This window comes from Micromonospora sp. L32, assembly GCF_052068055.1.
Classification (GTDB): domain Bacteria; phylum Actinomycetota; class Actinomycetes; order Mycobacteriales; family Micromonosporaceae; genus Micromonospora; species Micromonospora purpureochromogenes.
Genome location: NZ_JBQHDD010000011.1, coordinates 228,190 through 247,016 on the forward strand (window position 1 = coordinate 228,190; position 18,827 = coordinate 247,016).

The following is an 18,827-nucleotide window of genomic DNA, read 5'->3' on the forward strand; positions in this document are numbered from 1 at the left end:
CATTCCGGCGGAAAATGGTGCATCAGGTGCGTAACGTGCGGGACATGGTCTATCGCACCTGGCGTAACCTGTTGCTCACAGCGCTCGGGATGGGCGTGCTCGCCGGCGCCGGTCAGCTCGGCATCGCGTTCAGCTTCGGCATCGTCCAGCTCACCGGCGCCTCCCCCGGCGCCACCGTCAACCAGTGGCCTGCCCAGCTCGTCTGGGTGGGCTGGTTCGCGGCACACGCCGCCGCAGCCGGCACCGTCGTCACCGCACGCCTGGCCCGCCGGTACGGGGTGCTGGAGAGCACGGGCAGATTGGTGGCCCTCGCCGCCGCCGCCGCGCTGGGCGCCACCGTCGTGGCGCCGCTCTGCGTCCGGCCGGCCCAGGCCGCCGAGCGCTTCTCTGTGGACCCGATCTGGGCCGTCGGCATCTGCGCGACCCTCGGCGCGCTGGTCGGCGCGGGTGCCGCGATCGCCGTACTGGTGAAGCCGCCGCTGGGCTGGAACATGGCGGCGGTGGGCGGCGTGGTCTGGCTGCTGGCGCTCGTCTCGGTCGTCCCGTCGCTCGCAACCGCCGGGCCGTTGCCCGCCGTCCGGCTCGGTGTGCTGGAGCCGGCCTGGCTCGACGCCGACGCGGCACACCGGCAGGCGATCCTGATTCTGCCGGCGGTGGCCCTGCTCATCGGCGCGGCGACCGGCGGGCTGGCCCGCTGGCGCGGGCACCCGCCGCTGGTCAACGGCGCGACCGGCGCGGCCGGCACGGTGCTGGTCGCGTTCGCCTACCTGACCGCCGGTCCCGGCGACGCCGTCGACCGGTACCAGATCACGCCGTACTACGTCGCGCTGCTCGCCGTCGCCGCCGGTGTGCTCGGTTCGGCCGCCGCCGCGTCGTTCCGCTGGCCGCTCCTGCCGCGCACCGTCGAAGCGCGGGTCGTCGAGCCGACCGACATCCTCCGTCCGCTGTCCGCCGGCCCCGCCGTGCCGCAGGCCATGACGCCAGCCGCTGGTGGTACGACCGACGAGCCGGAGCCCGTCGACCTGGCCGGCACGGGGCCGGTCGCCGGCGCCACCGCAGCGAAGCTTCCGACCGCAGCCGAACCGCTGGGCTTCGGTGCGCCGGCTGGCGACCGGGACGCCAGCGCCGTACCGGCCGACTCCGCGACGCGGACCGCCGCACCGGCCGTTACCGCCGCACCCGCCGCACCCGCCGACCTCGACGACACCCCGGAGACATTGGAACCGGCCCCCGCGACGGCGGCCCACCTTCCCGCGGGACCCGGTGGGGACGGCTCCGGGACGGCGGAGGCGGAGGCCGACAACACCGAACCCGACTGGATGCCGCCCGACGGGGCACTCGTCGCCCCGGGGACCCGCCGGATGTACCAGCCGCCGAGGACCGACCGGACGCGGGTTCAGGCGACCTGGTCGGTCGTGCCGGCGCGGCGGGTGCCGCCCTCGACCGAGCCCGCTCCGGGCGCCGAGGCGACCCACTCGGCCGGCACGCAAGAGAGGCCCAAACCGGCGCTCCCGCCTCGGCACCGGCCGCCCCTGACGGACCTGAACCGGGCCGCGAACTGGGACGCCCTCGCGACCGCCCAGCGCGCCGGGCCCCCGCCCACGACCGACGCCGCGCCGGCCGCCCCGGCATCCGTCGTCGAGGCGGGACGGGCCAGCGGGCGGGCCAGCGGCCGGCTGGGCCTGTTCCGGCGCAACAAGTCCCGGGCCGACGGGGACGGCGCGGGCACCCCGGCGGACGGCGAGCCGCTGCCGAGGCAGGACGCGGAGTTCGTCGACTGGGTGACCCGGCTGGGCAAGCCGGTGGCGGACAACGAGCCGCATCGGGAGAGCGGTCGCCGGTCACTCCGCGGGTAGTTCCACGGTTTGGTCGGCGCTTGACGGCCCAGCAACGGCCCAGACGGCCCGTAGACGGCCCAATCGACCGTTCGCTTGTAAGGCGTTCTGGGCAAGAGTCGTGGCGTCCGCAGACGATGCCGCGACGACGGGCGAATCCGCGGTGGGCGGGAGCCAGCGGGCGGCCCTTCGGACAACGTCGGACCATGGAGCCAAGCCGTTCCGCGTACTGTCTGCGAGGTGAACTGGCGCTCACCGAGACCGGCTGTCGTAGCGGCAGCGCTCGGTGCTGCCTTCGTCCTCTCTGCCGCCGTCTCGCTCACCGCGCCGATCTTGGTCCAGAGCAGTCGTGGTGGCAGCACTGCGGCAGAACCGAGCGTCCCCCGTTTCATCACCTGTTTCCAACCCCCGCAACCGACCGGAGCGGTGCCCGATCCATACTGGGACCTCGCCGTCGCGGCTGGCCGGAGCACGCCGAGCGAAGCGGCGCGGGAGGCCGCCCGACTCGCCGCCGTTGAACTCCGAACGGAGTTGTCGGCCGTGGTGGATCGACAGCCGCCGGTCTGCGTGACGACTGCGGCCGGCGGGCCCGGGCCATGCAGTCGCGACAACGTCGACGCCGGCGAGCTGCGGAACGCGCTGAACCGTGTGGGTCTGGTCGACCATGTCGTACGGCCGGCGCGGTCCGACGACATCACCGAGGGCAAGGGGCTCGTGTTCGCCGCGCGGGTTGAAGGTGCCTGCGTGCTCGGCTACGTGTCTTCCTCGCGCGAGGCGGCCGGTGTAGCTGGGACGCTGCCCGATGGCACGTGCTTGTCCGTCTGAGCAGTCACGACGCCGATGGGCCGCAACTGTCATGTGTCGGTGCGATCGGATGAAGGCACCCTGAGATCACGCCGGCCACGGCCAATGGCTCCGAGAACCGCGGAGGGAGTTGGGTGGTTTGCTACTGACACTTGGCGTTGAACTGTCGCCGCTCCGGGCAGGTGGCCTGGTTCGGCGATCGGAACGGTGATTATGGCGGGTGCAAATCGTGCGGCGGTCGCGGCGGCCGCGATAGTTCGCATTGACACGTGGCTTCAACAGCACGCGCCTCGGGCCCGCGCGGCTCTACGACCGCCGGCGTCTGAGCCCGACCTCGTGGCGGCGCAGGAGGCGGTCGGCCAGCCACTGCCGCCGGACCTGCGGGCCTGGTGGTTGTACGCCGACGGGGCGCATTTTAGCCTTCAGGCCGCCGACGGTTGGCTTATCCCGCCAGGCTTCGTGCCTTACTCGATCGCTGAAGCGTTGAAGAGTCGCCGCTTGTGGACGGACGTCGCTCGGGAGGTCGCACGCACCGACCCGGGACGTGCACACCCCCCATGGCGGCAGGTCCGCTGCCCAGACCTGCCAGCCGCCCGTCCGGTTCAGCCAGCCGTCCGGGCCCGCAACGCCGCGGCCGTCCGGGCGGGGTCATAGTCCGGCCCGACCCCGTCGACGATGATCAGCGCACCACCGATGTTCCGGGTACGCAACGGCAGGATCTCCTGGTAAGCGGGCGAGTCGTACCAGGCGCGGGCGGCGTCCCTGTCAGGGAACTCGAGGATGACCACCGTGCCCGGCCAGTCGCCCTCGATCACCTCGACCTCGGGAACATGCACCCGGAACCGCCCGCCGAACGGCTCCAGGGTTGACTGGACCCGCTCCATATAGGTGAAGACTTCCTCGTTGAGCTGCGGGCTGCGCAGGTGGACGAGCACGAAGGCGGGCATGCTTCCTCCACGTGGGGTGCATCCGCCCGGCTGAACACCGGGCCGCTGCCCTCAATCTAGCGGCTTGGTCCCGGCGCCGACCGCGTCTTGACTGAGACTCGTCCGAGCAGCATCACCAGGACCTCCCGGGCGGTGCTGGACTGGTATGCGCACTGGTGCGAGCTACGCCTGGCTCGGCCGACCGGTAGCGGCAGCACCATTGGCAATCGGCGACGACGGCGGCCTGGCCGTGGAGGTCACCCGCCTCGTTCCCGCCTCGGGCAACCTGACCGTCTGCGGGCAACAGTTCTGGCTCAGCGCCACCCGAGCCGGACTGCCGGTCACCCTGTGGGCTGACACCTCCGTCGTTCACCTGCTCATCGACGGCGTCCGGCTCAAAACCGTCCCGTCCCGGCTCACCCCCACCCACCTGCGCCAACTCCTCGCCGACGATGGCCAACCCGCCGGGCCACCACCAATCACCACCGGCCCCGTCCAAGCCGGCGCCCCGACCGAAGTCGAACGGCTCGTCAACGCCACCGGCCTGATCAGCCTCGCCGGCCGGCAACACCCCGTCGGCTACCACTTCGCCGGCAGGCGGGTCACCGTCCGGCTCGACCTCGGCCTCATGCAGATCACCGCCGACGGGGTCCTGCTGCGCAGCCTGCCCAACCCCCTGACACCGGCCGAGGCCGCCAGCATCCGCGACGCCCGCCCCGCTGGACCACCACCCACCCCGAACCCGCAACCAGTGCGGGTCAGACGCCGCGTCAGCTGCCGAGGAGCCCTGGTCATTGCCGGTCAACGCATCCATGTCGGCATCGCCCACGCCGGAGCAACCCTCACCGTCGAAGCCGCCGACACCACCTTCCGCGTCCATGACGGCGACCAGCTCCTCACCGAAGTGCCACGCACCACCGTCAAACCGATCGCCCGCTTCAAGGTCCGCAAGCCGGAGCCCTCACGGCACAAAGCGGGCGGTCAGGTCGAGTCGGAGTACGCGAGGTGACTGCCGCAGTGCCGGCAGCGGAAGAGATATGCGGTGACCGGGCCGTCCTTGCTCAGCGCTTGCAGATACCAGTCCTTCTCATCGGCCGACCAGCCAACCCCGGCCAACTCCAGCCGCAGGTGTTCCAGCGCGTCCGGAAAGTCAGCCAACTCGTCCGCCCCGACCGAGCCATGGAACTCCGCCGCGTCTCGGCAATGGTGCAACCACTGCTCCTGCTGCCACCCCACAAAGCCGGGCGTTCGGCGGAGAACCACCTCCGTCACGTCGGCAGGCACATCATCCGGAACCCGCCAGCTCGCGTCGGTGAACTGCGCGTCAAATATCGCCGCCGCCCGGCCGTCCGCGATGCACCACGGGCACAGCGCCCTGGCCAGCTCTTCCACCGCATAGACCGGGCCGACATAAGTGAACGGCCGCCGCCGCCTGCAACACACGCACACCACTTCAGCGGCCACGATCGAACCCGTCCCCACCGGATCCGGGTGATAAGGGAACTGCGGAAGACCTTCCTCGTCAGCCAGCACCCGCCGATCCTAGGGCGTCACGAGCAGCCACCTGAGCCCTAAACAGCTACCCTGAAACGAAGATCGTCTAGCCGGACGTGTCCCCCACGTCCCGAGACTGATCTGTCACGCAGGTCCTGAGACCCGACATCGGGCGGCGGCCGGCGGCCAGCTCGCAACCGGGAGCCGGCAGCCGAGCGGGCTACCTCCTGGCGGGGTAGGTTGGCCATCGATGGGCTTGCCAACGTCCCACGTCCGGCGGCGCGCACGTGTGAGGATTCGATCACGGCGCGGGACCAGTAGACCTTGCCCGCGCCGTGCAGTTCGGCCAGCAGCACCTCATGCAGCCGCTGCCACACCCCGGGCCGGTTCCACTCCTCCCGGCGCCGCCAGCAGGTCACCCCGGAACCGAACCCCAGCTGCTGGGGCAGGAACTCCCACTGGATGCCGGTGTGCAGCACGAACAGGGATCCCGCACAGCACCTGCCGGTCCGGGATCCGCTTGCGTCCCGGGTGCCGTGGATTGCGCTCAGGTTTGGGCAGCAACGGCTCGATGCGCTGCCACAGCCCATCCGGCACGACCCACGGCGGCTGCTCGCCACGCCTCACGTCTCGGCATCGTAGATTGCCCTCCACAAGGGATGAAAGACCCAAAGAGCGCGCTGTCGATGCGGTGAACCCTGTCCGGACACCATCGTGCTGTCCTCGTCCCGGCAATCGGGGGACGTGGACCGAGTTCGGCAGCTGAGGATGGAGCGGCCGGGCCCGCCGGTTCGCGGGCCCGGGTTGCTCACAGCGGTCCCAGGACCTCCTCGGGTGGCGTATCCAGCGAGAGCGTCTCGAGCACAGTGAGCAGCTGACGCTCCTCGTACCGGAAATGGCTCTCCATAATGGCTGCGACGCCCTCGAGGTGACGATCCAACTCGGCGACCGGTGCGGCCCGATCGACCGCGGCCTGCAGGCCTGCGAGCAGGTGCGCGATCATCGAGTGGTCCTGGGTGAGGTAGCGGAGCACGGGCTCCAGCTCCGGGTGGACCGCCTTGATGGCCGGGAACAGGGTGTGGTCCTCGCCCCGATGGTGCCCGTCAAGGGCAGCGCAGAACCCGTGGCAGTACAGCAGCAGGTCACGGGTGGCTGCCTCGCCGGACCCGCCTTCGGCAACCGCACTGCGGGTGAGGTCGAGCGCCTCGCGCAGGCGCGTGTGCACCTGGCGAAGCTCACGGCTCCAGGCGATGAGCCTGGTCGTCTCGCGCTCAGTCACGCGAAGACGAAGGATGCGACGTCAACATCGTCGGTCTCCCTCGGTCGGGCGCCTCCATGCCTGACACCGTCTGCCACCGGCACGCGACGCTACCCGAAGCATAGTTCATCGAGATCAGCTGACGGAAAGGCGAAAGACTGCCATGGTCAGCCCGTGCACGCTTCTGCCGCCGACAACGCGCGCCGAATGGCTCCGCCACCATCGCGCTTCTGCAGGTCAGTGCCTCATCGCAGTAGCCGGTCACCGAGTGCAGCGGGCAGCGAGTTCGACAAGATCTCGTATGCCCGGTCCCGGCGAAGCCAAAGCAGCTTGTGTCGGTCCCCGTCGCTCATGGCGAGTCGGAGCGCATCGCTTGTTTTGCCCTTGACCAGCCGCGCAGTGACCACCGCGTCGAAGTAAATGACCTTGTTGGTGGGATGCTCGGCCAGCAGCGTAGCGAGATCGAACGAGCCCAAGGCGGATTCAGGCAACGGTGTGCCAACCGTCGGCCCGAGGCCGTGCGACTTCGACTCGCTCCAGCTCAGCCGGCGCCTGATCAAACCGACCGGCGAAAGCCACAGTTCGCCGTGGACCCAATCGAGCCAGCCGGTTGTGCAACTCTTGCTCAAGCACTGCGCCAAGTCAGCCACGAAGGAGATCGTAGGGGGTCCAAGATCTCCTGAATATCGGAGTTTGCGCGGGCGGTGTCCTGTCATGCCGCTGATCGTGCGGTCATGCGCGAGCCCCAATCACGTAGCCGTTGTCTCTGGCGACTTGGCCGAGTTCCCGGGGAGTGGAGCCTGGCAGGGCCGTCTCTGCTGTCCTCGTCGATCGCGCCGCCGAGGATCGCTGTTTCGGAACGGTCAGTGCACCGGACGGAACAGGTGGGTGGCGTATGCCAAGGCCTGGAATGGTGCGGGGTCGGGCGGGGGCGAGCCGGTCTGGGTGAGGTCCGTCCGGGGTAATGCCGCGCCAGTGCTCGCTCAGCCAGTCCTGCTCGACCTGGTAGAGGCGGTCGAACCGCGATCGTAGGGTGGCGACCAGTCGTGGGATTCGTTGGGAGGCATGTCCACGCGCTGACGACGCCGACATGCCGCAACTGCATAGCGCGGATCGCGGCAGATCCGGACGTGGAAATAGACCATGACCGTGTTGATACCAAGGTCGTACGCGCTGTTAAGTCTGGCCCTGGTTCAGACTGGTCCGACGTCAAGGACGTGCAGCTACAAGTGCGGTCCCTGGCTCGTTTCACCACGGTGCACGAGTGGTGCGCGGTCACCCTGGAGGGCGGCCGTCAACTGATCCAAGCCCAGCGAACCCAGCTCAAGCGCCTGACGATGGAATGCGCGCCCGTCGCCGGGAAAGGACGAGCGGCCTGCCAGCCACACGCGCTCACCCACCTTGTAGGCCAGCGCCTGCCCTGGCCGGCCCAGGTAACGCGCGAGCTCGGCGGACGCGTACGGCCCCTGATGACAGCGGTCCCGCAATAGCTTCAACGCCGCGTCCGGCGTCCACAATGCTCTGTCGCCAGACGGCATCGGCAGCCGCAGGTGCAGGCCAATGTCGAGCACGACCCGTGCCGCCCGCAGGAGCTGCATGAATAGATGCCCCAGTCGCGCACCCGGCTGTTCATAGAGCCCGAGCTCGTCCATGAACCGCTCGGCGTACAGTGCCCAGCCCTCCTGACTGCCGGAGAGGCCGCCGAGCAGGTTCAGCCGCTGCCCGAGGCCTCCCCGGCAGACCTCGGCGCCGAGGTGGAGGTGGTGGCCGGGAACGCCCTCGTGATAGGCGGTGCTGTAGGCGTACCAGGTGGGGAAACTCGCTGCGTCCTCGGGCAGCGACCACCAGACCCGGCCCGGCCGCGTCAGGTCCCGCGACGGCCCGGTGTAGGCAATGCCGGACGACGTGGTCAACCGCGACTCGATGCGCCGCAGCGGGGCGGGGATGTCGAAGTACACGCCGTCCAGTCGCTCGGTGGCGGCCTCCAACAGCTCCTGCAGCCACGCGGCGAACGCCTCCCTGCTGTGCAGCGTGCCGGGTGCGTCGGGGCTGGCGAGCCAGGCGAGCACCTCTGGCACGCTCCCGCCCAGGGCCTTCGCCTCCGCGATCAGCTCTGCCTCTATCGCTCGGAACTCGTCCCAGCCCCAGTCGTACAGCTCGCGCAGGTCAGGCTGGGTCGCGAGGAAGGTGCGCACCCAGAGCGCGTACCGCTGCTGGCCGAACGCTTCCTCATCAACGGCCCGCGGTGCCAGGTCCGCGGTCAGCATCTCGGCCAGTTTCTGGTACGCCCCTCGCGCGCCCGCCGCCGCGGCCTGCAACGACGCCCGCTGACGCCCCTCGCCGTAGCGATCCACCAGGGCGACATCGCCGTCGATCCAGTTGCGGCAGCGCTGCGTGACGAGCTCCACCTGGCGCCGCGCCGGCAAATTGCCGCGCTCCGCGGCGAGTAAAAGGCTGCGGGCATACCCGTCCAAGGCCGCGGGGATCGCGGCCAGGCGTGCGCCGACACGAGCCCAGCCCTCCTCGAAGGCCGCGCCCGCGGCGCCGCGGCCGGGAACCGCGGCCTCGACGGCCTGGCGGATGAGCTGGAGCGGACCGGTGGCCGCCGCGTGCAGTTCACGCAGGTCCTCCCCGGCGTCGTGAAAGGCGATACGCGTATGCAGCCGTTCGGCGAGGTGGGCGTGCAGCGGGCTCGCGGCCGGCAGTGCGTCACCCAAGATCTCGAGCTCGCGCAGGGCGCGGGCTGCGAGATCGGCGCGGGCCTGGTGGCCCTCCGGGCCGTAGTCGGTAAGCCCCTCGACATCCTGCTCGCCAGCCTCGACGACCGCTGTGCAGGGGTCGAGGTCGGCCATCTCGCACAGGAGCCGATCCGCGAAGTCCTCGACCATGGGGGGCATTGCTAGGGCCTTGCCCTAGCTGCCGTGGTGCGAGCTGCATCGATCGCGGCAAGCGGTTCAGAACCAACTGACAACTTCCGCTCATCGGCTACTTATCTACTGGTGGTGTGACCGCAGCCCGGCCAGGCTTGGTCGAGGTGACCGGTGGGGTCGCTCTCACCTCGGCTGCCCACCGCGTTTTGGTGTGGCTCACTCGTGGCATGCGTCCTGCCGGTCACCGTGGCGCGGAGAGGCTCAAGAGGGGTCTGCCCAGCTCGAAGTAGCGCTGCCCTCCTCGCCGGATTCAGCCCCGGTCTGATCGAGGAGGACGAGCGTGGGACAGGTCATCATCGGTATGGATCCGCATAAGCGGTCCGCGACTATCGAAGTCATCAACGGCCGCGCGAAGGTCCTGGCGCAGGGCCGGTTCGGCACCGACCGCGACGGCTACCAGACGATGTTGAAGCTCGGCCGGCAGCACAAGGACCGTGTCTGGGCGGTGGAGGGCTGCAACGGCATCGGCCGACACATCGCCCAGCGTCTCGTCGCTGACGGCGAAACGGTGGTGGACGTGCCGGCGAAACTGTCCGCGCGGGCCCGGGTGTTCGACACCGGTCAGGGCCGTAAAACCGACCCGGTCGACGCCCACAGCGTCGCCGTCGCCGCCCTGCGCAGCAAGGGTCTACGGCAGGTCACCGTCGACGACGTGACGATTGCGTTGAGGCTGCTGGCCGACCGCCGCGACGGTCTCGGCCATGCCCGCACCGATCTGCTCAACCGCATCCACAAGCTGCTGCTGGAACTGCTGCCCGGTGGGGCGAAGAAGTTCCTGTCCGCTCCGCAGGCCCGCGCCCTGCTCAATACCGTCCGGCCGCGTGATCTGGTCGGGCGCACCCGCCGCCGGCTCGCCTCCGAGCTGATCAGTGAACTGGTCCAGGTCGACAAGAAGATCAAGGCCGCGGACAAGGAACTGACCGAGCTCGTCGAGACCACCGGCAGCAGTCTGCAGGACCTCCACGGCATCGGCCCCTCCGGCGCCGCCCGCCTGATCGGTGACGTCGCGGACATCAGCCGCTTCGCCACCCGCGGGCACTTCGCGTCCAGGAACGGCACCGCACCCCTGGACGCGTCGTCCGGTGACCAGCAACGCCACCGCCTGTCGAGGGCCGGGAACCGGCGCATCAACCGGGCCCTGCACATCATGGCCGTCGTCCAGCTGCGCCACGACACCGAAGGCCGCGCCCACTACCGGCGCAAACTCGCCGCAGGCAAAACACCGATGGAGGCCATGCGCGCCCTCAAGCGACGGCTGTCCGACATCGTCTACAAGCAAATGATCAAAGACGTCAAGAAGGCCGGGACGGGCCCGGGAGGACACGTGGGGGCGACTCTTCAATCCAGCGCGGCCGACACGATCCCCATGATCGACACTTCGGAACAGTCACTTCCCGGACCCGCCGAACCCCAGCCTAGAACACCGCTCCTCGCCGCCTCTTCATGGATGACACAGAGGGGTGCCACGACCGGAGGGCAACCGGGCCAGCTCGGCGTGACGCTGCGTAGCGCGCGGATCGCGGCAGATCCGTGCACGTGAGCGTGGACTCTACGAGGCGACCCGTGAACTAAGGATCAGCGCTCAAGCGATGTTTCACCGCTATCGTCGTCAGATGCCCGGTGCCCGCATCGCCGTGACCGCCCTTGTCGCCCTCATGGTCGTTGACGTCTTCCACACCATCGTCGCCCTCGCAGCGTACGAGCACCGGATCGGCGTAGTGACCCACGACGGGTCCGGCACGTTGGACATGCTCGACACCATCGTGCCGCTTCGCGAGCTGTCCGCAGCGATGTTCTGTCTGCTGCTTCTCACGCTGCTTACCGCCTGGGCCGGCGTCGCCAACTGGGTCATCCGGGCCCGGCGCACCGGACCACCGGTCGCACCCACAGCGCCAGTGGCTTGGTGGTGGATGGGCGCCACCATCGCCGTACCCCTCAACCTGATCGCAGCCGTGCAGTATCTGTCCGCCACCGCAAACGGGGGCGAGTACATGCGCACTGTTCTGGCCGAGACCACCCTGCTGCTGGTCGCCGCATCCGTGGCACTCGTGACCACCACGACCGCCGGTATCCAGGTCGTCCGGCGCACCGCAGCAAACCAGCAGCACAACGCCGTTGCCGGAGCCACAACGGCGTAGTCGTCCACGTGACGCACGGTCGGCGGCTGAAGCGGTCGTGTCTGCGGCGGCGGGAGCCGAATGGATGGCTGGAGACCCATGGGATCATGACGTCATGTCGACCCAGCATGATGCCGGTGACGCTCGGGCGACCGACCGCGCCCGAGGAGTTCCAGATCGTGGTGGTTCATGGGGAAGTCTGCGGAAGTTCGGTTCGGCCGGCGGGGCTTTCGGCCGCCGGCGATCCGGTCTGGTGTTCCTGACCTGCCTAGCGCTGGTAGGCGGACTCTCCGTGGTGGCGGCTACTGTCCGGATCAGCTCGTCACTGATCGAGAGAGCGGAGCAGGGCGTGGCCGAGGAGAGCGCGGTCGAGGTCACCTACTGCGCGGGATGGGATCCGGGGAGCCGAAAGCCCGTCGGCGTGATGGGTGTGGAAGGGGCGCGCAAGCGCGATTCGGCCGGAGAGCCTTACGCGGTGCTGCTCACCGCCGACGCGCGGCCGAGGGCGCTGCTGCAGATCGACTGGGGGCGCCATTACCTGGGCCTGTTCCTCTTCGACGAGCACGGCCGCCGCGACCGTGCCTATGACTACCGCGAGCTCGAGCCGGGCCTGCTCGATCTGCGCCACTACGAGCAGTGGCGCTACGCGTCTGCGGACGAGCCGGAATTCCCCGAGCGCGGCTGGCACTTCACCCTCACGTCCCGGCCGGACAGTGACACCGCCGATGTGCAGCTGGACCATGGCGGCCTTTTCCAGACCAGCCACGACATCCCGGAGCGGCACCGCACCCTGCGCAGGGCCCCGTTCGGCGACTGGACGGCGTACGCGGACGGCCGGATGCTCGGTTTCAAACGCAGTGCCGGCGACGTGACGCTCGTACCCGCCAGGCACAAGGAAGACCAGGAGCACCGGGAGGCCGCAACGCCGCTGTGGGGGGCTCCGTCGGGCCTGCGCCCCCGCCATCTGGAGGCGCTGTTCACCCCGGGCAGTCGGTTCACCGACACCGAGTTCGGCGTCGCGATCGTTACCGAACCCCAACCCGCCGGGGTGCTGCGAGTGCCTACCGGCGCAGTGATCGCCGCCGACCCAAGCACCCTCGGCAGCCGCGATGAGCCGTACACGGTAATGGTCCCGGCGGGAGACCACCCCCTGCTGATCGCCGGCATGCGGTGGGAGAGCGAAGGCTGGAACGAGACGACCGCCGCCATGCTGCGGATCCTCGACAAGCCCACCGCAAGCTGGGAACTCGCGGTCCGTCCCGGGCAGGACATACGGCTGCTCGGCGACGACGAGTTCTACGGCTTCGGAGTGGACACCGGCATGGGCGCATTCCTGGACGCGTCAGGGCGGGACGCCCTCGCCGCAGCGTACGAGCACCGGCAACAGAGCGGCGCCCGGGACGATGACAAGGAGACGGAGGCCGCCGACCCGGCCACCGGCACCAATCTGATCGCCTACCCGAGCGGGAGAGGCGACGGCTCCTACCCGGTCTGGATCGGCCGCACCGCCGACGGCGAGGTCACCTGCCTGGTGGCCGACATGCTCGTCCTCCACGACATGAGGCCCCTGCCGCCCACCGCACCCGACACCACCGTCTTCCTCACCCCAACCCCGACGGGCAGCGGCGTGCGACCGGAGCCGAAGCCAGCAGACCCCGAGGCAACCGCCGAGTTCCTGGCCACCGTTGGTGCCAGCATCGCCGCCAAAAAGGAGCAGGTCAGCCGTCGCTGACGCACCGCCCGCCCAACGGCGTCCGGGTCCTGGCGAAGCCCGTCGGCGAGTCCAGGCCGAAGGCCCCGGTCCGCCCCGCTGATCCGACCGGACAAAGAGGTCCTAATAGCGGCAGTCGGCATGCGCGCCGCCGGTCACCGTGCCGGCCAAACGTCCTCATCTCGGCAGATCCGCACCGCGAGCCGCGAACGATCACGTAACCCTGCGTAGCGCGCGGATCGCGGCAGATCAGTACACCTGACCTTCGTCGACGCCCAGCCACCGGTAAGGCAATGCGCCCGGCAGCTATCCGAACGCATTGACATCGGCAGGATCGCACACCGGCCGTCTCCAGCCGGTGGCGTCGGCGGCGATCAGTTTCCTGATCAGAAGGGAGGTGCGTCCTCGCCCATCAACGCCAGCACGACGCCTCCCTTCCCGCTCTTGAGGCTCTGGACCACGACCTTGCCTGTGCTGCCGTCGGGCAACTCCAACGTAAAGGTCTTCCCGACCGCGTTCTTGGGGCCATTGCCGGCGCTGTTGGCGGGTCGGAAGTCGCCTGCCCACGGCGGGGTCCCACCCTTGCGGGCGGGCTCGGCGAAGAGCGCGGCGGTGCCGGGGGTCCTGGTGCCGTCCGAGGAGAGAAGCACTGAGGCGCTGCGATAGGTAGCCATATACGCCAAGGCTATCCCGGACTGCGCTCGTTCGCGCCACGACAACTGCCCCGTAACGCGAACGGCCACGGGGAGCGACCTTGATCTGCTCTCACCCCTTGGGTTGACCGTGCGTTGGCCGCGGCCCGAGCTAAACCCCGGCCGCCGAACCTGCAACTTCGGCGGCCGACAGCCCGCCGGCTCGGCCGACGTCTCGCCACCGCGTCCGCACTTGTCCGCACCAGTCCCAGACGCCTCGGCAGGTTGTCGGCGCGCACGATCGGCGGCATGTGCGGATGTCCCGCATTCGGGTCAGCGCCCTCGTCTGCCACCATGGGCTCGTGGACGAGCAAATCACGCCGATCCTTCGCACCAACAACGCCGAAGCTGCCATGGCCTGGTATGCGCGGCTGGGCTGGCTCATCCCAATAGCGGTCGGTGCGCCGCTGATCAAGTGGCTCGCCCACCGCGCCCGCACCGCGAACGTGACCATCCCTACCGTTATCGGCGAAAAGGTTGCGCCGTGAACACCGGCGCGATCAGACTTCGCCGCGGACAGCACCGGCAAGGAGCGGACGTGCTAATCGCAAGCCACGCCGCCTACCCGGCATTCCGCCACGTCTTCCCTGACCCTCGGCGCCGCTTGCAGGCACTGCGTCCGTTCTTCGAAGCCACCGTGCGCGACGCGATCCCATTCGGCTCCGTGTACGCCAGTACCGATGCCGGCGCCACGGCCGCCGTCGCGGTTTGGCTGCCTCCGGGCGCGTTCCCCTGGACCGGCACCCGGCAGGCGCGGGCCGTACCGACACTCATCCAGACCATGATCGCCGCGCCCCGGTCCTTCCCCGCCTTCATGCGCCTAGGGTCCAACGCCGCACGGGCACACCCCACCGAGCCACACTGGTACCTCGTCGTGCTCGGAGTACGTCCGAGCCACCAGGGCCACGGCCACGGATCCCGGCTCGTCACTGCGGGACTTCGACATGCCGACCGCGCCGGCACCGCCTGCTACTTGGAGACCTCCGACCCGGACAACGTGGCGTTCTATCAACGGTTCGGCTTCACCGTCGTCGACGACGCGTTGCCCCTCGTGCCCGGCGGCCCAACCCACATCGCGATGCGCCGCCCACCGGTCAGGTAGCGACCGGCGATTTCAGGTTCCGAGCCCGCAGTCAAGCGAGCTCCTGGCCCGCCTGACCGGTCCGACCTGACGCTCTGATCGAACATCCTCAATTCGGCACGACCGCGCGCCCAGCGGCTACGTCCGGACGGCAACCGGGCCAGCTCGGCGTGACGCTGCGTAGCGCGCAGATCGCGGCAGAAGCGGATGTTCGATGTTGGCTCTCCGCTGCGATTATGAGCCTGTGTTACATCACAATGAGCCTGTCGACTTCTTGCGTCGCTACGACGGCGTCCCGCCGGAGATCCTGGCCGATGGGACTTGGTTGCTTGAGCGGCGAACCTTCTGGGCGAGCCTGATGTACGGCTTGGCTGAAGAGGACCTCCTCGATGCTCTGTTCGGCAGTGGTGAAGAGGTCTGGCTAACTGACCAGATCGACAATCTGCATGAAGAGATCGAACAGTCCGGTAAGTGGCCAGTGCTCAGGCTCGGAACCCAGGCTTCAGACTTCGCGATGGTCGCCTGGCATGGTCACGGCACGGAGGGCTACGACTTCGTCGTTTTGCCTGGTGGCGATCGGTGTATCAGCGTGGCGAGTGTCGAAGGCGGCTTCTACGGACCTGGGTTGTCCTGGCCGGAGGCAGAGAGGTTGATCGAGCGAGGGCACCTCGGCTCGACTGCTCAGCGTCTGCTTCTGCTTGTGCGCGCGCTGGGGGACGCGGATATGCCGACGGACGTGGTGGGACAAGTTGCCGAAGCACTGTTAGCCGTCGGCAACGCCACGTGCTCCTACGAGATCGCTGTGGAGGCCGCTCAGCAACTGCTCAAGGACGAAACGCGGTGGACTATGCAAGGTGAAGTACTGCTTTGCGATGGTAGACATGCGGTTCGCCGACCGGGCGGGCTGCCTCCGGATGACCTGCTCAATCTGACGCGGGCACTGCAGTAACGCCGTGCCTCAGTACCTCCTCGGCCCGGGTCTCCCGGCTGAGCGGGTGCACTCTCCTCGGCAGATCCGGTCGTCTCGAACGCGCTGTCCGTGGCAAATGAGTGCAGTTAGGCCGGTCACCGGCTGGGCGATCGGGCCGACGTCGCCGGCCCGTGGTGTGATCGGTCGTCATCAGCATGATCATGCGCAAGCGAACTGTCTTGTCGGTCCAGGCGCGTAGCGTCCAGAAGTGTTCGCGACGGAGGAGAAGCCAGATGATCGACAGTAACGGCACCTCGGATTTCGAGCCTGTGGCCCGCGCGCTGGAGACGCTGCTGCGTGGGGTGACCGACGACCTGCTCACCTGTCCCACCCCGTGTGAGAGGTGGACGGTCGGCGATTTACTCGACCACCTCATGGGGCTGACGGTCGCGTTCCGGATAGCTGCTGAGAAGGGACCCGACGCCGCGCCGGCTGGCCCTGGCAATCCCTCGGTTGCGAAGCTCGACCCGGAGTGGCGCAGCCGACTGCCGGTGCAGCTCGATGAGTTGGTTGCTGCGTGGCGCGAGCCGGCCGCCTGGAGGGGCGAGACCGCGGCCGGCGGGGTGGTGCTGCCGGCCGAGATCATGGGCATCGTCGCGCTGAACGAGCTGGTCGTCCACGGATGGGATCTCGCCAGCGCGACCGGACAGCCATACGACGCCGATAATCGGACCGTCGAGACGGTCTCTCGCCTGGTGTCCCAACAGGCGAGCAGCGACGGCACCCCTGGCCTGTTCGGACCGTCGATTACCCTGCCCGCCGGCGCTCCCCTGCTCGACCGGGTCCTCGGGCTCACCGGCCGCGACCCCGGGTGGAAGTCCTAGCACCGATACGCAAATCCGGCGAAGATGGCAGACGGCAAGGGATCTCTGGCTGCCGGGGCTCAGTCAGACCTTCTGAGCAACTGCGCGGTCAGCGGCAGAACCGTGCACGTGACCTTGAGAACGTACAGCCGTCACGAGCAGGAATCGCGCGCGATGACGGCGGTGATTAGTTCCATCCCGTGGCGTTGCAGGACACGGTCTGGCAGTCCTCGCAGATGAAGAGGCTGCGCCAGCCGTCGCCGTACTCACGGATCCGGTTCTCGACCGAGACGACGTGGAACATCAGCTGTCCGCAGGAGGGCCAGGACGGATTCGCGTAGAGGCCGGTCGGCGGGCCGCCGGCAGTGCCGACGACACCAGGGGTGAGTTGGACGTGGCCGTTGCGATATACGAGGTCCGTGTCGTAGGGCCGCAGTTCCACCGAGCCCAACCCAAAGCCGGGTACCTCCAGCGAGCGGTAGGTCTCCTCTTCCTCGGCGGCGGGCGGCTCGTCGTACGTGATGGCCTCGCTGTGGTAGCGGCCGTAGTCGTCGATGCCTGCGTGGAGGGTCCACGAGCAGGTGGCCCGTATCCCGACGAGGTGGACACGATCGGCCGGCCAAGGTGGCAGGCCCGGCACGTCTGTGTGACGCAACGACAGGTAGTGCCAGGAGATCAGGGTGGCCGAGGGGCGCTGCGCTACCTGTTCGACCGGCAGTCGCACCGGGTGATCTACGGCCGCGAGTTCTCCCGGTTGGTTGATGGGCCGCAGGAAAACGGCGCGGCGATGGGGCGAGAACCGGTTTAGTGCTGGTCCTGTGGGCGGCACCCAGATCCCGCAGAGCTCATACTCTTCGCGGTCTCCGCCGTTACGCACATCCTCTGCGATCGCGCTCAGGGCGGCAGCGCTGCCGATCGCGGCGAACGCCCAAGCGTCACCGAACGACCAGTGATGACGCAACCTTCGCGCCAGGTGCTCCACGCACCGATCCGGTGCACCGCCCAACAGCAGACACTGGTCCGCGAAGCTGACGTCGAACCGTTCGAGCATGTCGGTGATGACTGCCTCTTGGTACGGCCGGAACAACTCCGGTCGCGTGCCTGCGAGGAAAGCCAGATGGTCACCGAGCCCTCGGGTGTCCGAGTCAGGCCGTTGGAGGAGTTCCATCAGCGCGGCAAGATCGTCCGGGCCAGCGGTAACGGTGCCATACCCGTCACGGGCTTGATCGGCATCGCGGCAAAATATCACCTCGGCCTCCGGACGACTGCTCGGCCACAGACCAGGCATCGCCGGCGTTAACGCCCGTCGACACGACCGACCCAGGGTGTAGGCGTCGGCCCGCCGAGCGGAAACCCAGATCTTTCGCCGACGAGCCAGGCGCACGCTCCTCCAAGGGCCGTACCTTGCCGTGTACGGTCTGCGGTCATGTCGCTCAAGCTGCTCCCGGTCGACGACGTGTGGGTGGACCGCATGATCATGCTGGCCGACGTGCCCTGGGAACGGGCGACGGTCGAGGCGATGTTCGTGGAGTGGGGTCTCGTCCGGCCCGGCGAGGACGTCGGTTGGGAGGGGGGCCCGGGAGCACCGCAGTTCGCCGTCGACCACGAGGGTGAACCGTCGGGGTGGCTCGTCGAGCTCGGCGCGGCCCCGCCGGATCCGGACGTGTGGGTGCACCTGCCGTGCGCGCTGTACTGGCCGGCGTTCGGGGCGGAGGAGCCGGACGACCGCGACGACGAGGACGAGCACGACGAGGACGAGCACGACGAGGACCTTCCCCCGCTGTGGGCTCGGTGGCCGGACGCAAGGCGGGCCAAGTTCCATGCCGAACGGGATCGCCTCGCCGCGCTAATCACCACCCGTCTCGGTGCGCCGGAGAGCGTGGTGACCGGAGCGTACGACAGCTACCGGGCGGTGTGGCGACGTGGTGACCGGGCGCTGCTGCTGGAGACGACCGACGACATCCACACGTACTCGCATTACGACGTGCTCGGCATCCGGCTGCGGCGATACGACCCGTCGCTCACCGACCTGGACACCTGACTGAGGCCGGCGCCGTGCCAAGGCTACGGCGCGGATACCGGCGCGGCTCGCGGCAGATGAGCGCAGATGATCATGAAGGTGCCGATTGCGGCGAGTTCGGAGGCTTGGCCTTCTGCGGGTAGATCGTCTCGTGACGGGCCAGCATGGCAACGAACTCGCTGATCT

19 protein-coding genes and 1 pseudogene are annotated in these 18,827 nt (G+C 68.9%); 11 read left to right on the forward strand and 9 right to left on the reverse strand.

Annotation, left to right across the window (positions count from 1 at the left end):
• Positions 1–26 precede the first annotated feature (26 nt).
• Both ACTMTB_RS26750 and ACTMTB_RS26755 read left to right on the forward strand, forming a co-directional pair.
• On the forward strand, positions 27–1,856 hold the full coding sequence (locus ACTMTB_RS26750; protein WP_441148962.1) for a hypothetical protein: 1,830 nt from the start codon (positions 27–29) through the stop codon (positions 1,854–1,856).
• A gap of 219 nt (positions 1,857–2,075) precedes the next feature.
• Positions 2,076–2,660, forward strand: a complete 585-nt coding sequence (locus tag ACTMTB_RS26755; protein ID WP_441148963.1) for a hypothetical protein — start codon at positions 2,076–2,078, stop codon at positions 2,658–2,660.
• A gap of 581 nt (positions 2,661–3,241) precedes the next feature.
• Here ACTMTB_RS26755 and ACTMTB_RS26760 read toward each other — a convergent pair.
• Entirely contained in the window at positions 3,242–3,586 is a 345-nt protein-coding gene (locus ACTMTB_RS26760) for a DUF1330 domain-containing protein (RefSeq protein ID WP_280838951.1), read from the reverse strand.
• 145 nt (positions 3,587–3,731) lie between these two features.
• On the opposite strand from ACTMTB_RS26760, the gene ACTMTB_RS26765 reads away from it, so the two are divergent.
• Positions 3,732–4,574: a hypothetical protein gene (locus ACTMTB_RS26765; RefSeq protein ID WP_441148964.1), complete on the forward strand. Its 843-nt coding sequence runs from the start codon at positions 3,732–3,734 to the stop codon at positions 4,572–4,574.
• Here the strand turns inward: ACTMTB_RS26765 and ACTMTB_RS26770 are convergent.
• The 5 genes from ACTMTB_RS26770 to ACTMTB_RS26790 form a co-directional block, all read right to left on the reverse strand.
• Positions 4,547–5,098 (reverse strand): CbrC family protein, encoded by a 552-nt coding sequence (locus ACTMTB_RS26770; protein ID WP_441148965.1) that lies wholly within the window; start codon positions 5,096–5,098, stop codon positions 4,547–4,549. The two genes, ACTMTB_RS26765 and ACTMTB_RS26770, sit on opposite strands and share 28 nt — an antisense overlap.
• 38 nt (positions 5,099–5,136) lie before the next feature.
• Positions 5,137–5,649: a transposase gene (locus tag ACTMTB_RS26775; protein WP_441148966.1), complete on the reverse strand. Its 513-nt coding sequence runs from the start codon at positions 5,647–5,649 to the stop codon at positions 5,137–5,139.
• Between the two features lie 218 nt (positions 5,650–5,867).
• Entirely contained in the window at positions 5,868–6,338 is a 471-nt protein-coding gene (locus tag ACTMTB_RS26780) for a hemerythrin domain-containing protein (RefSeq protein WP_441148967.1), read from the reverse strand.
• Positions 6,339–6,562: 224 nt separating this feature from the next.
• The gene (locus ACTMTB_RS26785; protein WP_441148968.1) at positions 6,563–6,967 is read right to left on the reverse strand and encodes a hypothetical protein; all 405 of its coding nucleotides are present in this window, start codon (positions 6,965–6,967) and stop codon (positions 6,563–6,565) included.
• A 573-nt stretch (positions 6,968–7,540) separates the two neighbouring features.
• On the reverse strand, positions 7,541–9,205 hold the full coding sequence (locus ACTMTB_RS26790; protein WP_441148969.1) for a DUF885 domain-containing protein: 1,665 nt from the start codon (positions 9,203–9,205) through the stop codon (positions 7,541–7,543).
• A 322-nt stretch (positions 9,206–9,527) separates the two neighbouring features.
• Between ACTMTB_RS26790 and ACTMTB_RS26795 the strand changes: the two genes are divergently transcribed.
• The 3 genes from ACTMTB_RS26795 (at position 9,528) to ACTMTB_RS26805 (ending at position 13,096) form a co-directional block, all read left to right on the forward strand.
• Complete coding sequence (locus ACTMTB_RS26795) at positions 9,528–10,787, forward strand: IS110 family transposase (protein ID WP_441148970.1); 1,260 nt, start codon at positions 9,528–9,530, stop codon at positions 10,785–10,787.
• 73 nt (positions 10,788–10,860) lie between these two features.
• Positions 10,861–11,385, forward strand: a complete 525-nt coding sequence (locus ACTMTB_RS26800) for a hypothetical protein (protein ID WP_441148971.1) — start codon at positions 10,861–10,863, stop codon at positions 11,383–11,385.
• Between the two features lie 328 nt (positions 11,386–11,713).
• Positions 11,714–13,096 carry a DUF4241 domain-containing protein gene (locus ACTMTB_RS26805; protein ID WP_441148972.1) on the forward strand — a complete coding sequence of 461 codons (1,383 nt, stop codon included), beginning with the start codon at positions 11,714–11,716 and terminating at the stop codon, positions 13,094–13,096.
• Between the two features lie 365 nt (positions 13,097–13,461).
• Here the strand turns inward: ACTMTB_RS26805 and ACTMTB_RS26810 are convergent, their stop codons facing one another.
• Complete coding sequence (locus ACTMTB_RS26810; protein WP_074310625.1) at positions 13,462–13,749, reverse strand: hypothetical protein; 288 nt, start codon at positions 13,747–13,749, stop codon at positions 13,462–13,464.
• Between the two features lie 320 nt (positions 13,750–14,069).
• On the opposite strand from ACTMTB_RS26810, the gene ACTMTB_RS26815 reads away from it, so the two are divergent.
• The 4 genes from ACTMTB_RS26815 (at position 14,070) to ACTMTB_RS26830 (ending at position 16,642) form a co-directional block, all read left to right on the forward strand.
• A complete protein-coding gene (locus tag ACTMTB_RS26815; protein ID WP_441148973.1) occupies positions 14,070–14,255 on the forward strand; it encodes a hypothetical protein in 186 nt (61 codons plus the stop codon).
• Complete coding sequence (locus ACTMTB_RS26820; RefSeq protein WP_441148974.1) at positions 14,252–14,869, forward strand: GNAT family N-acetyltransferase; 618 nt, start codon at positions 14,252–14,254, stop codon at positions 14,867–14,869. The genes ACTMTB_RS26815 and ACTMTB_RS26820 overlap by 4 nt, the downstream gene beginning before the upstream one ends.
• 253 nt (positions 14,870–15,122) lie before the next feature.
• Entirely contained in the window at positions 15,123–15,797 is a 675-nt protein-coding gene (locus tag ACTMTB_RS26825; protein WP_441148975.1) for a hypothetical protein, read from the forward strand.
• A gap of 254 nt (positions 15,798–16,051) precedes the next feature.
• Positions 16,052–16,642 carry a TIGR03086 family metal-binding protein gene (locus tag ACTMTB_RS26830; protein WP_441148976.1) on the forward strand — a complete coding sequence of 197 codons (591 nt, stop codon included), beginning with the start codon at positions 16,052–16,054 and terminating at the stop codon, positions 16,640–16,642.
• A 166-nt stretch (positions 16,643–16,808) separates the two neighbouring features.
• On the opposite strand, the gene ACTMTB_RS26835 is transcribed toward ACTMTB_RS26830, so the two are convergent.
• Entirely contained in the window at positions 16,809–17,909 is a 1,101-nt protein-coding gene (locus tag ACTMTB_RS26835; RefSeq protein WP_441148977.1) for a hypothetical protein, read from the reverse strand.
• A 138-nt stretch (positions 17,910–18,047) separates the two neighbouring features.
• Here ACTMTB_RS26835 and ACTMTB_RS26840 point away from each other — a divergent pair, with 138 nt between their 5' ends.
• Positions 18,048–18,662 carry a hypothetical protein gene (locus ACTMTB_RS26840; protein ID WP_441148978.1) on the forward strand — a complete coding sequence of 205 codons (615 nt, stop codon included), beginning with the start codon at positions 18,048–18,050 and terminating at the stop codon, positions 18,660–18,662.
• 70 nt (positions 18,663–18,732) lie between these two features.
• Here the strand turns inward: ACTMTB_RS26840 and ACTMTB_RS26845 are convergent.
• A pseudogene (locus ACTMTB_RS26845) lies at positions 18,733–18,827 on the reverse strand (YdeI/OmpD-associated family protein); the annotation flags it as partial.

Coding starts and splice junctions, on each gene's coding strand:
- ACTMTB_RS26760 (WP_280838951.1), bottom strand. CDS start 3,586: ATGCCCGCCTTCGTGCTCGTCCACCTGCGCAGCCCGCAGCTCAACGAG.
- ACTMTB_RS26765 (WP_441148964.1), top strand. CDS start 3,732: ATGCGCACTGGTGCGAGCTACGCCTGGCTCGGCCGACCGGTAGCGGCA.
- ACTMTB_RS26775 (WP_441148966.1), bottom strand. CDS start 5,649: ATGGGCTGTGGCAGCGCATCGAGCCGTTGCTGCCCAAACCTGAGCGCA.
- ACTMTB_RS26790 (WP_441148969.1), bottom strand. CDS start 9,205: ATGGTCGAGGACTTCGCGGATCGGCTCCTGTGCGAGATGGCCGACCTC.
- ACTMTB_RS26800 (WP_441148971.1), top strand. CDS start 10,861: ATGCCCGGTGCCCGCATCGCCGTGACCGCCCTTGTCGCCCTCATGGTC.
- ACTMTB_RS26810 (WP_074310625.1), bottom strand. CDS start 13,749: ATGGCTACCTATCGCAGCGCCTCAGTGCTTCTCTCCTCGGACGGCACC.
- ACTMTB_RS26830 (WP_441148976.1), top strand. CDS start 16,052: ATGATCGACAGTAACGGCACCTCGGATTTCGAGCCTGTGGCCCGCGCG.
- ACTMTB_RS26835 (WP_441148977.1), bottom strand. CDS start 17,909: ATGCCTGGTCTGTGGCCGAGCAGTCGTCCGGAGGCCGAGGTGATATTT.
- ACTMTB_RS26840 (WP_441148978.1), top strand. CDS start 18,048: ATGTCGCTCAAGCTGCTCCCGGTCGACGACGTGTGGGTGGACCGCATG.